At 72.7% G+C, this 11,602-nt stretch carries 12 protein-coding genes; 7 read left to right on the forward strand and 5 right to left on the reverse strand.

Annotation, left to right across the window (positions count from 1 at the left end; all coding sequences use genetic code 11):
• Window positions 1–220 precede the first annotated feature (220 nt).
• Window positions 221–712, forward strand: a complete 492-nt coding sequence (locus Q5762_RS13295; RefSeq protein ID WP_315892246.1) for an SsgA family sporulation/cell division regulator — start codon at window positions 221–223, stop codon at window positions 710–712.
• A gap of 43 nt (window positions 713–755) precedes the next feature.
• Here the strand turns inward: Q5762_RS13295 and Q5762_RS13300 are convergent, their stop codons facing one another.
• Window positions 756–2,135: an FAD-linked oxidase C-terminal domain-containing protein gene (locus tag Q5762_RS13300; RefSeq protein WP_315892247.1), complete on the reverse strand. Its 1,380-nt coding sequence runs from the start codon at window positions 2,133–2,135 to the stop codon at window positions 756–758.
• 98 nt (window positions 2,136–2,233) lie between these two features.
• Here Q5762_RS13300 and Q5762_RS13305 point away from each other — a divergent pair, with 98 nt between their 5' ends.
• Window positions 2,234–3,754 carry a BTAD domain-containing putative transcriptional regulator gene (locus tag Q5762_RS13305; RefSeq protein WP_315892248.1) on the forward strand — a complete coding sequence of 507 codons (1,521 nt, stop codon included), beginning with the start codon at window positions 2,234–2,236 and terminating at the stop codon, window positions 3,752–3,754.
• 44 nt (window positions 3,755–3,798) lie between these two features.
• On the opposite strand, the gene hppD is transcribed toward Q5762_RS13305, so the two are convergent.
• Complete coding sequence (gene hppD / locus Q5762_RS13310) at window positions 3,799–4,944, reverse strand: 4-hydroxyphenylpyruvate dioxygenase (RefSeq protein WP_315892249.1); 1,146 nt, start codon at window positions 4,942–4,944, stop codon at window positions 3,799–3,801.
• A gap of 121 nt (window positions 4,945–5,065) precedes the next feature.
• Here hppD and Q5762_RS13315 point away from each other — a divergent pair, with 121 nt between their 5' ends.
• From Q5762_RS13315 to Q5762_RS13330, 4 genes are all read left to right on the forward strand, one after another.
• Window positions 5,066–5,539 carry an Lrp/AsnC family transcriptional regulator gene (locus tag Q5762_RS13315; protein WP_315892250.1) on the forward strand — a complete coding sequence of 158 codons (474 nt, stop codon included), beginning with the start codon at window positions 5,066–5,068 and terminating at the stop codon, window positions 5,537–5,539.
• 106 nt (window positions 5,540–5,645) lie between these two features.
• Window positions 5,646–6,227: a winged helix-turn-helix domain-containing protein gene (locus Q5762_RS13320; RefSeq protein ID WP_315892251.1), complete on the forward strand. Its 582-nt coding sequence runs from the start codon at window positions 5,646–5,648 to the stop codon at window positions 6,225–6,227.
• A gap of 68 nt (window positions 6,228–6,295) precedes the next feature.
• Window positions 6,296–6,472 carry a hypothetical protein gene (locus Q5762_RS13325; RefSeq protein WP_315892252.1) on the forward strand — a complete coding sequence of 59 codons (177 nt, stop codon included), beginning with the start codon at window positions 6,296–6,298 and terminating at the stop codon, window positions 6,470–6,472.
• Window positions 6,469–7,824, forward strand: a complete 1,356-nt coding sequence (locus tag Q5762_RS13330) for an MFS transporter (protein WP_315892253.1) — start codon at window positions 6,469–6,471, stop codon at window positions 7,822–7,824. Before Q5762_RS13325 ends, Q5762_RS13330 begins: the two co-directional genes overlap by 4 nt.
• Here the strand turns inward: Q5762_RS13330 and Q5762_RS13335 are convergent.
• Together Q5762_RS13335 and Q5762_RS13340 are read right to left on the reverse strand one after the other, a co-directional pair.
• Window positions 7,757–8,551: a S16 family serine protease gene (locus tag Q5762_RS13335; protein ID WP_315892254.1), complete on the reverse strand. Its 795-nt coding sequence runs from the start codon at window positions 8,549–8,551 to the stop codon at window positions 7,757–7,759. The genes Q5762_RS13330 and Q5762_RS13335 overlap by 68 nt on opposite strands.
• A 10-nt stretch (window positions 8,552–8,561) precedes the next feature.
• Complete coding sequence (locus tag Q5762_RS13340) at window positions 8,562–9,728, reverse strand: alpha/beta hydrolase (protein WP_315892255.1); 1,167 nt, start codon at window positions 9,726–9,728, stop codon at window positions 8,562–8,564.
• Between the two features lie 68 nt (window positions 9,729–9,796).
• Here Q5762_RS13340 and Q5762_RS13345 point away from each other — a divergent pair, with 68 nt between their 5' ends.
• Window positions 9,797–10,873, forward strand: a complete 1,077-nt coding sequence (locus tag Q5762_RS13345) for a winged helix-turn-helix domain-containing protein (protein ID WP_315892256.1) — start codon at window positions 9,797–9,799, stop codon at window positions 10,871–10,873.
• A 49-nt stretch (window positions 10,874–10,922) separates the two neighbouring features.
• Here Q5762_RS13345 and Q5762_RS13350 read toward each other — a convergent pair whose 3' ends face one another.
• On the reverse strand, window positions 10,923–11,564 hold the full coding sequence (locus tag Q5762_RS13350; RefSeq protein WP_315892257.1) for a helix-turn-helix domain-containing protein: 642 nt from the start codon (window positions 11,562–11,564) through the stop codon (window positions 10,923–10,925).
• Window positions 11,565–11,602: the final 38 nt, after the last annotated feature.

An 11,602-nucleotide genomic window follows, 5' to 3' on the forward strand; every position in this document is an offset into this window, starting at 1 on the left:
AAGAAAGAGGCCGAGAGAAACCCGCCTTCGAGCGACATACCTACAGAACCCGCAACCCACCGTCACGCTCAGGCCGGAGTTCCTCCCGATGTCCCCCTCCGGATCACCCCGAAAAAATCTCCCGAAAAACTTCTCCGAAGTCGCGTAATGACCGGCGACCACCGCGCTCTCTCCCTGTGCGGGCCCAGCCGGGGCCCCACACCCGAAAGGACGTACCGCCATGCAGAACACCGAGAACACCGTGGTCGAGCGCGAGCTGGAGCTGAAGCTGGTGCTGTCCCCCGAGCGCTCCATCCCCGTCCCGGCCCGCCTCGCCTACCGCACCACCGACCCGTACGCCGTCCACATCACGTTCCACATCGGTTCGGAGTACCCGGTCAACTGGACGTTCGCCCGCGAACTGCTCGTCGAGGGCATCTTCAGGCCCTGCGGCCACGGCGATGTCCGCATCTGGCCCACGAAGGTCGACGGCCGCAACGTCGTCCTGATGGCGCTCTCCTCCCCCGACGGCGACGCGCTCCTGGAGGCGCCCTCCGCTCAGGTGTCCGCCTGGCTGGAGCGGACCCTGCGCGCGGTCCCGCCGGGCACCGAGTCCGAGCAGCTCGGCATCGACGACGGGCTCGCCGAGCTGCTCGCCACCACCTCCGTCGCCGACGAGCTGTGGCTGCGCGACCCGTGGCCGTCGGACGAGTCGCAGGAGGGGGAGCTGTGACGGGCGGTTCGGAAGAACGTTGGAAGAGCTCTCGGAAGAACTCTCAGAAGAGCTTTCCGGGATTCAGGATCCCCATCGGGTCGAACGTCCGCTTGATGCCCCGCTGCAACTCCACCCCCACCGGCCCCAACTCCCGCGCCAGCCAGTCCTTCTTCAACACGCCCACCCCGTGCTCGCCGGTGATCGTGCCGCCCAGCTCCAGGCCGAGCGCCATGATCTCGTCGAAGGACTCCCGCGCCCGCCGCGACTCGTCCTCGTCCGCCTGGTCGAAGCAGACGACGGGATGGGTGTTGCCGTCGCCCGCGTGCGCGCAGACGCCGATGGTCAGGCCGTACTTCTCGGCGATGGCCGCCGTGCCGTCGAGCATCGCGGCCAGCTTCGTGCGGGGTACGCAGACGTCGTCGATCATCGTCGCGGACTTGATCGTCTCAAGCGCGGTGAGCGACAGCCGACGCGCCTGGAGGAGGAGTTCGGACTCGGCGGTGTCCTCGGCCGGTACGACCTGGGTGGCCCCGGCCGCCACGCACAGCTCCCCGACGGCGGCCAGATCGGCGGCCGGGTCCGGGGTGTCGAAGGCGCACAGGAGCAGCGCCTCGGTGGTGTTGGGCAACCCCATGTTCGCAAGCTTGTTGACGGCGCGGATGGTGGTGCCGTCCATCAGTTCGAGCAGCGATGGCGTATGGCCGCGCTCCATGATCGCGCAGACGGCCTCGCAGGCGGCCGCCGAAGAGGGGAACTCGGCGGCCAGCGCGAGCTGGCGGGGCGGTCGCGGACGGAGCGCGAGGGTTGCGCCGACGATGATGCCGAGGCTGCCCTCCGAGCCGACGAAGAGCCGGGTCAGGTCATATCCGGCGACGCCCTTGGCGGTGCGCCGGCCGGTGGTGAGCAGCCGCCCGTCGGCGAGGACCACGTCCAGGCCGAGGACGTACTCCGCCGTCACCCCGTACTTCACACAGCACAGCCCGCCGGACGCGGTGCCGATGTTGCCGCCGATGGTGCACGTCTCCCAGCTGGAGGGGTCCGGCGGGTAATAGAGGCCGTGTTCGTCGACGGCGCGTGACAGGACGGCGTTGACGACGCCCGGTTCGACCACGGCGATCCGGTCGACCGGGTTGATCTCCAGGATCCGGTCCATCTTGACCAGGGACAGCACGATGCAGCCCTCGGAGGCGTTCGCGCCGCCGGACAGGCCGGTGCGCGCGCCCTGCGGGACGACCGGGACGCGCAGCGCGGTCGCGGTGCGCATGACGTGCTGGACCTGTTCGACGGTGCGCGGGAGCACGACGGCCGCGGGGGTACCGGCCGCGCAGAAGCTCGCCATGTCGTTCGCGTAGGAGGCGGTGACGTCCGGGTCGGTGATCAGCGCCTCGGCGGGCAGGCCCGCGCGCAGGTCCGCGTGGAGCCGCGTCAGAAGATCGTCCATGCGTCCAGCGTGGCACCCGGGGCCATCGGTGTGAACCCGCCCGGCGTTCCCCTTCGTGTGCTCTTCGTACAGGCGGGCGCGGGCGCAGAGTGAGCGGCATGAAGACGGAGAACGTGTCGAGGTCGGTCCTGGCCGCCGGGGTCGGCGCGGTGCTCGCGGCGACGGCACTGCTCTACGCCCCCGATTTCGCCCCCGGACTGTTCGACCAGGGGCCGCCGCCCCCGCCCGGCCCCGCGGACCGCGCGGTGCTCGCGGCGAACGCGGGGGCGCAGGCCTCGCTGCCGGACCTGGCCGCGCTGATCGGCGACCGCGAGAAGTGGCTGAAGACCCATCCGGCGGACGAGGCGTCATGGGCCGTGCTGGGGACGGCGTACGTGGAGCGGGGCACGCGGCTCGCCGACGTCACGTACTACCCACGGGCCGAGCGCGCCCTGAAGCGCTCACTGGCGGTACGGCCCGCCGCGCGCGGCAACCTCGACGCGCAGCTGGGTCTTGCCGCCCTGGCGAACGCGCGGGGCGACTGGCGGACCGCGCGGAGGTGGGGCGAGGCGGTCCGCAAGGAGGAACCGAAGCGCTGGTCGGCGTACCCGCCGCTGATCGACGCGTACAACGGGCTCGGCGACTACAAGGCCGCCCAGAAGGCGCTGGCGGACCTGGAGGAGCTGCACTCGGGCGGGGCGGTGAGCGCGCGGGCGGCGCAGATGTACCGCGACCGGGGCTGGCGCGAGGACGCGTCGGCGGCGGCGAGCGACGCGGTGGCGCAGGCCGAGACGGGCGCGGAGAAGGCGGCGGCCTTCGCACGGCTCGGGGACCTGGCGTGGGAGCGGGGCGAGCCGGCGGAGGCGGTGGAGCAGTACAGGTCGGCGCTGCGTCTCGTACCGGAGCACGGCCCGTCGCTGGCCGGGCGGGCGAGGGCGCTGGCGGCGCTGGGCCGTACGGAGGCGGCGATGGTCGACTACCGGGCGGCGCTCGCCCGGCTGCCGCGCCCGGAGCTGGTCCTGGAGGCGGGCGAGCTGTACGAGTCGCTGGGCCTGGACGGGGACGCCCGGACCCAGTACGAGCAGCTGCGGACGCGGCCGTGGGTGGGCGCGGAGGTCGTCCTCGGCCTCTTCGAGGCGGACCACGGCGACCCGGCGGCGGCGGTGCGGCGGCTGAAGGCGGAGTGGGCGCGCGGACACCGGTCGGTGCAGGTGGCGGACGCGCTGGGGTGGGCGCTGTTCCGGTCCGGGGAGCCGAAGGAGGCGCTGGAGTACGCGAAGAGGGCGACGGACGAGGGGCTGCGGAGCGCGCTCTTCTCGTACCACCGGGGGGAGATCGAGCGAGCCGTGCAGGCGTACGGCCCGGCCCGCCGCCACCTGGCCGAGGCGCTCCGTATCAACCCGGCCTTCTCGCCTCTGCTGGCCCCGAAGGCGCGTGAGTCGGTCGCCGCGTTGGGCGATCCACCGGACGAGCTCCCGAAGGAACTGAGGCCGGAGCCGGCGCCGTCGGCAGCGCCGGCAGCCCCGGTGCGGTCGGGGCCGCCGGTGCGGTCGGAGCCGCCGGTGCGGTCGGAGCCGCCGGTGCGGTCGGAGTCGCCCGGGGCGGCGAAGCCGGCGGCGGAGGCGCGACAGCCGAGGTAGCCGGGCCCGGGGCGGGCGCCCCGGGCACGCGGCGTCGGCGGAAACTACAGGTTGCCGCGCTTCTCCTGCTCCCGCTCGATCGCTTCGAAGAGCGCCTTGAAGTTGCCCTTGCCGAAGCCCATCGACCCATGCCGCTCGATCATCTCGAAGAAGACCGTCGGCCGGTCCTGCACCGGCTTGGTGAAGATCTGCAGCAGGTACCCGTCCTCGTCCCGGTCGACGAGGATCTTCAGCTCGCGCAGGGTCTCCACCGGCACGCGCGTCTCGCCCGCCCACTCGCCGAGGGTGTCGTAGTACGAGTCGGGGGTGTCGAGGAAGGCGACGCCCGCCGCCCGCATCGACCGCACGGTCGCGACGATGTCGTTCGTGGCAAGGGCGATGTGCTGGACGCCCGCCCCGCCGTAGAACTCCAGGTACTCGTCGATCTGCGACTTCTTCTTCGCGATCGCCGGCTCGTTGATCGGGAACTTCACCTTCAGCGTGCCGTCCGCGACGACCTTCGACATCAGCGCCGAGTACTCGGTCGCGATGTCGTCGCCCACGAACTCCTTCATGTTCGTGAAGCCCATGACCTTGTTGTAGAAGCCGACCCAGTCGTTCATCTTGCCGAGCTCGACGTTGCCGACGCAGTGGTCGATGGCCTGGAACGTGCGCTTGGCCGGCGGCTCGACGACCGGGTCGGCGGCGACGAAGCCCGGCAGGTAGGGGCCGTCGTAGCCGGAACGCTCGACCAGGGTGTGACGGGTCTTGCCGTACGTGGCGATGGCGGCGAGGACGACGGTGCCGTTCTCGTCCTTCACCTCGTGCGGCTCGGTGATGCCGGTGGCGCCGTGCTCGACGGCGTAGGCGTACGCGGCGCGCGCGTCGGGCACCTCGATCGCCAGGTCGACGACGCCGTCGCCGTGCTCGGCGACGTGCTCGGCGAGGAAGCGGCCCCAGTCGGTGGAGGCCTTGATGACGGAGGTGAACACGAAACGGGCGGCGCCGTTCGTCAGGACGTAACTCGCGGTCTCGCGGCTGCCGTTCTCCGGTCCGGAGTAGGCGACGAGCTTCATGCCGAAGGCCGTGGAGTAGTAGTGCGCGGCCTGCTTGGCGTTGCCGACGGCGAAGACGACCGCGTCCATTCCCTTCACGGGGAAGGGGTCGGCCTGCCGCGCGGTGGAGGGGGTGTGATCGATGGTCTCAGTCATGACGGCAGAGTCCCGCCGATCGGCAAGCTGCGCAATAGTTCACCGGACCACTGGGCAATCTGCACAGCGGCGGGCCAGTATGAGCAGAAGACTTGTACAGGATGACCATGGGGAGACGGCTATGGCGATCGATCATCTGGACGGCCGGCTGATCGTGCTCCTCGCCCGCGAGCCGCGGATCGGGGTCCTGGAGGCCTCGCGCCGGCTCGGGGTGGCGCGCGGCACCGTCCAGGCGCGCCTGGACCGCCTCCAGGCGAGCGGCGTGATCCGCGGTTTCGGCCCGCAGGTGGACCCGGCGGCGCTGGGGTATCCGGTGACGGCGTTCGCGACCCTGGAGATCAAGCAGGGGCAGGGGGCGGATGTACGGGAGCACCTGGCGACCGTGCCCGAGGTGCTCGAACTGCACACGACCACCGGCCACGGCGACATGCTCTGCCGCCTTGTCGCCCGCTCCAACGCCGACCTCCAGCGGGTCATCGACCGGGTCGTCGGCTTCGAGGGGATCGTCCGGGCGTCGACGGCGATCGTGATGGAGAACCCGGTGCCGCTGCGGATCATCCCGCTGGTGGAGCAGGCGGCCACGGACGTCGACTGAGTTGCAGAGAAACCCTTGCAGAGGAGTGCTTGCAGAGGAATTCCTGCAAAGAAGTAGTTGCAAACAAACCCTTGCAAGGAGTTCTTTGCAACTCTAGGCTTGCATCATGTCCGAGCCCGAGAAGCACCTGAGCCGCACGCTCGACCCGCGCTCCCTGCGCGGGCTCGCCCACCCGCTCCGGATCCAGCTGCTGCGCGCCCTGCGTCACCACGGACCGGCCACCGCCTCCCAACTGGCCGAGCGGCTCGGCGAGTCCAGCGGCGCGACCAGCTACCACCTGCGCCAGCTCGCAGCGCACGGCTTCGTCGAGGACGACCCGACCCAGGGCAAGGGCCGGGAGCGCTGGTGGAAGGCGGCCCACTGGGGCACGGTCGTCGACGAGTCGCTCGACCGGAACGCGGACCCCGAGGTCCGGGGCGCGTTGGAGGTCTATCTGCACGAGATCGCGACCATCCATGCCCAGGAACTGAACACCTGGATCGGCACACGCCACGACTGGGAGGAGGTCTGGGCCGGCTCCACGGACATGAGCGACTTCACGCTGACGCTCCCGCCCGAGCGGCTGCGCGAGCTCAACGCGGAGATCCACGAGCTGATCAACAGCTACCACGACAGCGCGGACCCCGACGCGCCGGGCGCCGCCCGCGTACGGATGCACCTGCACGCGTTCCCGCAGCGCGAGAGCTGACGGAAGCGAAGGATCGACGGATCGACGGATCGACGGATCGACGGATCGACGGAAAGGGTCATACCGCCATGCACGCCGATATCCACCTTCAGCTGCACCACCTCCGGGCCGCCGAGCTCCACCGAGCCGCGGCCGAAGCGCTCCCCCGCACCCCGATACGTACCCAACTCGGCTGGACCCTGGTGACGTTGGGACTCCGCCTCGCCGTTCCCGCCACCCCCCGGCCGGTCACGCTCGCCGTATGAGCACCCCGGGGGGACGTGCTCCACTGGCCACCGTCCTGGCCGCCAACGCCATCTCCGTCACCGGCAATTCGCTCACTCTCATCGGCGTCCCGTGGTTCGCGCTCGACACCACGGGCAGCCCCGGCAAGGCGGGCCTGGTCGCGTTCTGCGCGGCCGTGCCCGTCGTCGTCTCCGCGATCGTCGGCGGCCCGGTCATCGACCGGATCGGGCGCCGGCGGATCAGCGTCGCCTCCGACCTCGTCTGCGCCCTCGCGCTGGCCGCGATCCCGCTCCTGCACCGGGCCGGCCTGCTTGAATTCTGGATGCTGTGCGCGCTGATGGCCGTGACCGGCCTCTTCCACGCGCCCGGCGAGACCGCCCGCTCCGTCCTGATCCCCGACCTCGCCGCCCACGCCGGGACCCCGCTCGCCCGTGCCGCGAGCCTCTACGACGCGGTGTCCCGGGGGGCCAGGATGACGGGCGCCGCCCTCGCCGGCGTCCTCGTCACGTTCCTCGGCGCGGACACCGTCCTGTACCTCGACGCCGTCACCTTCGGGCTCTCCGCCCTGCTGATCCTCGTCGGCCTCCGGGGCCTCCCGGCCGCCGCGCCCCGCCCGGACCCGCCTCCGTTCTCGCTCACCGCCTACCGCGCCGAGCTGCGCGAGGGATATACGTTCGTGCTCCGCTCCCGGCTGATACTCGGCATCGTCCTCATGGTGATGGTCACCAACGGCCTGAGCCAGGGCTGGAGTTCGGTCCTGCTGCCCGTCCACGCCCGGGAGAACCTCGGCGGCCCGGCCGCCCTCGGCCTGGTGGTCTCCGTCTTCGGCGGCTGCGCGCTGCTCGGCGCGCTGGCGTACGGGGTGGTCGGGCACCGCTTCCCGCGCCGGGCGGTCCTCACCGGCGGCTTCCTGCTGTGCGGCGCACCGCCGTTCGCCGTGGCGGCCCTCTCCGACACCACGATGCCCCTGCTCGTCACGGCGGCGGCGGGCGGGTTCGGGGCGGGTGTGCTCAACCCGATCCTGGCCACGGTGATGTACGAGGTCGTCCCGGACGAGCTGCGCAGCCGGGTCTCCGGGGTGACCACGGCCGGGGTGCTCCTGGCCACCCCGCTGGGCGGCCTGGCCGCCGGGCAGCTGGTCGAGCGCACCGGCCTCACGACGGCGCTGCTCGCGTTCGGCGGGGTCTACTTCCTGGCCACGCTCGCCCCGGTGGTCTTCCCCTCCTGGCGCACGATGGAGGCACCGGCCGCATCAGCCGCACCGGCGAAGGGCGCGGGCGAGCGGAAGCAGAATCGCGAGCGGCTCAGCAGCTCGGAACCTTCGCTTCCTGACCCTGCTCCAGGGCCCGGAGGGACGACACCGCGTCGCTGAGGTTGGTGACGGGGATCAGCCGCAGCCCTTCCGGCAGCTCCGCCTGCGCGTCGGAGCACTCCGCCTTCGGTACGAGGAAGACGCTCGCCCCGTCGCGCGCGGCGGCCTGGGTCTTCAGGGAGACCCCGCCGACGGCGCCGACCGTGCCGTTCGGGTTGATCGTGCCGGTACCGGCGATGGTCCGCCCACCCGTGAGGTCCCCGGCCGCGCCGCCGCCGTCGAGCTTGTCGACGATCCCGAGGGAGAACATGAACCCGGCGCTGGGCCCGCCGATGTCGGCGAGGTGGAGGGTGACCTCGACGTCGTCCGGGTCGAGCTTCAGATAGCCGAGGGCGGCCAGGGTGGCGGCGTCCTGGGACTTCTTCATCTCACCGAGGTTGTGCTTCTCCACCTCGGCGTCCGACTTGCCCGGCGGGTAGACGGAGTCGCGCGGCAGGACGGCCTGGTCGGTACGGAACCAGGCGTCGGCGATGTCACCGAAGTCGTTGTCCACGCTCGGCCCGGTGGCCACGATCGTGGTCATCAGGAGCTTGCCCGACGTCTTGTCGACGGGCGCGCCACTGATCGTGATCACCTGGCGTCCGTCGACGGCGCCGAGCACATCGGCGGTCGTACCGGGCGAGGCGATGGCGAACGGCAGCGGCGCGAGCCCGACGACGGCGAAGAGCGCGGCGACGGGCAGGGCGCAGAGCGCGAGCGCACGGTTGCGCGTGAGACTGGTGAGCACGCCCTCCAATCTACTTGGCGGCCACCACCGGCAGTCGGCGGCCGAAGAACGACCGGAGCCGGTGGCGGACCGCACGCACGGACACCTTCGGTTCGATCGCGCCGACCATGCCGATCCGGTCGGCGGCGGTCATCAGGCCGGCGGCGTGGAGCTGCGGCACGAGGGCCGCGTAGTCGGTGAAGACCCAGTGATCGGCGTCGTCGAGCTGCCGGCGGCGGGTGCGATCCCCGGGGTGGGCGAGCAGCGCACCCCAGGAGCGGTCGAGCCGTGCGTCGCGGAAGCCGTCGGTGCCGAGCAGGAGGAGCGGCCGGTCGACACCGTCCCGGGCCACCGGGAACAGCTCGCCGTCCATCCGGTCCAGGTAGCCCTCCAGGTTCACGGCGGCGGCGAAGCGCGGGTCGTCGTACAGGGTCTGCGCCGCGGTGGTGCCGCCGGCCGAGTGCCCGTAGATCCCGACCCGCGAGAGGTCCAGGGCGCGGCCGAGGGGCCCCGGCAGGGCTTCGAGGCGGTCGAGGACGAAGCGGATGTCCGCGAGCCGGGTGTCGATCATGGTGCCGAACTGCTCGGCGTCGGGCGGGCGGAGGAAGACGGTGGGGCGCACCTTGTCGCGGCCCGGCCGCTCGGTGGGGAACTCCACCTCGCTCGCGTCCCCCGGGTGGTCGACGGTGACGACGACCCAGCCGTGGCTGGCGAGCTCCTCTGCGAGGGAGGTGCCCATGGTGCGGGCGTCGCCGCCGCCGGGGCTGTGGAGGAGCACGGGCCAGGGGCCGGGCGCGACCGGGGCGCCCGGGTGGGTGTGACTGAGCGTGGCCGCCCAGTCGACGCCGGCGGCTGGCAGGCCGCGGGTCCAGGGCGCGAGGTCGGTGAAGAGCTTCGCGGCGCCCGGGGTCAGCTGCGGCGCGCGCGGATATCCGCGGACGGTACGGGCGGGGTGGAGGACGGTGACCATGACCTCCCGTACGCCGATCGCGGGCTCCCAGGGGTCGTTACGGGAGGGGTCGACGAGGTGGAGGACGGTGGCGCCGATCCCGTACGGGCCGGTGGGCGCGGGCAGCCGGAGGACGAGGTCGGCGTCGGGCGGGGTGACGGCCGCCCGGGCGGCCGTCGGGGTGAGGGCCAGGGAGACGGCGGCGAGGAGCCCGGCTTTGGTGACGGTCCGTCGGTCAAGGGTGTTCATACGGAGCAGGCTGGCGCCGGACCGGGGCCTCGGGCGAAGGTTGAGGCCATGACCGAAAGGCTTGCGTGGTGATCCGGATCCGTTTCGCGGCGGAGGACTTCGCCCGGGTGCGGTTCGCGGCCCGGCCCGCGCCGGTGCAGGAGCTGAACGCGGCGTTCATGATGATGTTCCGGGGCGGCGACGACCTGCTCTTCGGCCGCTGGCGGCGGCGGGTGCTGCGTTCCCTGCCGGAGGCGGCGGCACCGCTCGCGGACCTGGTCCCGGCGGGCGATCCCCCGCGCTTCCTCGACGTACTGGGCGAGACGCTGACGGAGGGCCTGGACCTGGTGGGGTCGGCCCGGCCGGAACTGGTGCGGTCGGAGCTGGAGCGGGTGTACGCGGGGCGGCCGTCCCCGCCCTGGATCCGCGACCTCCACGCGGGCGGGAGCGGCGCCGGGAAGGTGCTGCGGCGGGCCCAGCGGGCGGCGTTCGAGACGATCGTGGCGCCGGTGTGGCCGCTGGTACAGGACCTGCACCGGGCGGAGTTCACCCGGCAGGCCCTGACGGTCGCGGAACACGGCGTCGGCGCGGCGCTGCCGGCCCTGGTCCCGGGCACGCGGCTACGGGACGGCGTGTGGGAGTGGCCGGCCTCGGGTGTCGCCGATGAGCGGGCCGGTGAGCAGGCGGCCGGTGAGCGGGCGGCCGGTGAGCGGGCCGGTGACCGGGGGGCCGGTGACCGGGCCGGTGACCGGGGGGCCGGTGAGCGGGCCGGTGAGCGGGACATCCCCCTCGCCGGCCGCGGCCTGGTCCTGCTGCCGACCTTCCACTGGACGGGCCACCCGCTGGTCCATGACCTCCCGGGCCGCCCGGTGACCGTCACGTACGCGGCGGGCCCGGGCCTGCCGCTCACACCGGACGCGGCCCCCGGCACGGACGCGTCCCTGGCGGCGGTCCTGGGCCGCACCCGCCTGGAACTCCTCCGCGCCCTGACCGACACCCACACGACGACGTCCCTGGCGCGGAGGCTGGGCATCAGCAACGCGACGGCTTCGGCGCACGCGTCGGCGCTACGGGGGGCGGGGTTGATCACGACGGTCCGGGCGGGACGGGCGGTGGAACACCGCAGGACGGCGCTGGGGGCGCTGCTGGTGGGGCCGTGCGCCTAGTTGCCCACCACGGGGGCGGCGCCCTGAACCCCCGTACCCGCCGCGCGCCCTAGCGCAACGCGTCCGCGACCTCCCGGGCCGCGTCCACCACCCTCGGGCCCACCCGCTCCGGCACCGCGTCAGCGAGCATCACGACGCCCACGCTGCCCTCCAGGCCCGTGACGCCGACCAGCGGGGCCGCCGCGCCGCTCGCGCCGGCTTCCAGTTCGCCGTGGGTCAGCGTGAAGCCGGGCTCGATGAGGTTGCCCTGCCGGGCCGCGAGGATGGCGCGGCCCGCCGCGCCCCGGTCCAGCGGGTGGCGGAACCCGGCGCGGTAGGCCACGTGGTAGTCGGTCCAGGTCGGTTCGACGACGGCGACCGCCAGCGCCTCCGCCCCGTCGACGAGGGTCAGATGGGCCGTGGCGCCGATGTCCTCGGCGAGCGAGCGCAGCGCGGGCAGCGCCGCCTCCCGTACCAGCGGATGGACCTGGCGGCCCAGCCGCAGCACGCCGAGGCCCACCCGGGCGCGACCGCCCAGGTCCCGGCGTACGAGCGCGTGCTGTTCGAGTGTGGCGAGCAGACGGTAGACGACGGTCCTGTTGACCCCGAGCCGGTTGGACAACTCGGTCACGGTCAGACCGTGGTCGGTGTCGGCGAGCAGCTTCAGGACCCTGAGGCCCCGGTCGAGCGTCTGGGAAGTCTCCGCGGTCACGACGCCCCTCCTTCGGAGTGAGTGACGGCGGTCCTTCA

Origin of the sequence: Streptomyces sp. P9(2023), from assembly GCF_032436795.1 — a bacterium.
GTDB lineage: Bacteria > Actinomycetota > Actinomycetes > Streptomycetales > Streptomycetaceae > Streptomyces.

Coding starts and splice junctions, on each gene's coding strand:
- Q5762_RS13295 (WP_315892246.1), top strand. CDS start 221: ATGCAGAACACCGAGAACACCGTGGTCGAGCGCGAGCTGGAGCTGAAG.
- Q5762_RS13300 (WP_315892247.1), bottom strand. CDS start 2,135: ATGGACGATCTTCTGACGCGGCTCCACGCGGACCTGCGCGCGGGCCTG.
- Q5762_RS13305 (WP_315892248.1), top strand. CDS start 2,234: ATGAAGACGGAGAACGTGTCGAGGTCGGTCCTGGCCGCCGGGGTCGGC.
- hppD (WP_315892249.1), bottom strand. CDS start 4,944: ATGACTGAGACCATCGATCACACCCCCTCCACCGCGCGGCAGGCCGAC.
- Q5762_RS13315 (WP_315892250.1), top strand. CDS start 5,066: ATGGCGATCGATCATCTGGACGGCCGGCTGATCGTGCTCCTCGCCCGC.
- Q5762_RS13320 (WP_315892251.1), top strand. CDS start 5,646: ATGTCCGAGCCCGAGAAGCACCTGAGCCGCACGCTCGACCCGCGCTCC.
- Q5762_RS13325 (WP_315892252.1), top strand. CDS start 6,296: ATGCACGCCGATATCCACCTTCAGCTGCACCACCTCCGGGCCGCCGAG.
- Q5762_RS13330 (WP_315892253.1), top strand. CDS start 6,469: ATGAGCACCCCGGGGGGACGTGCTCCACTGGCCACCGTCCTGGCCGCC.
- Q5762_RS13340 (WP_315892255.1), bottom strand. CDS start 9,728: ATGAACACCCTTGACCGACGGACCGTCACCAAAGCCGGGCTCCTCGCC.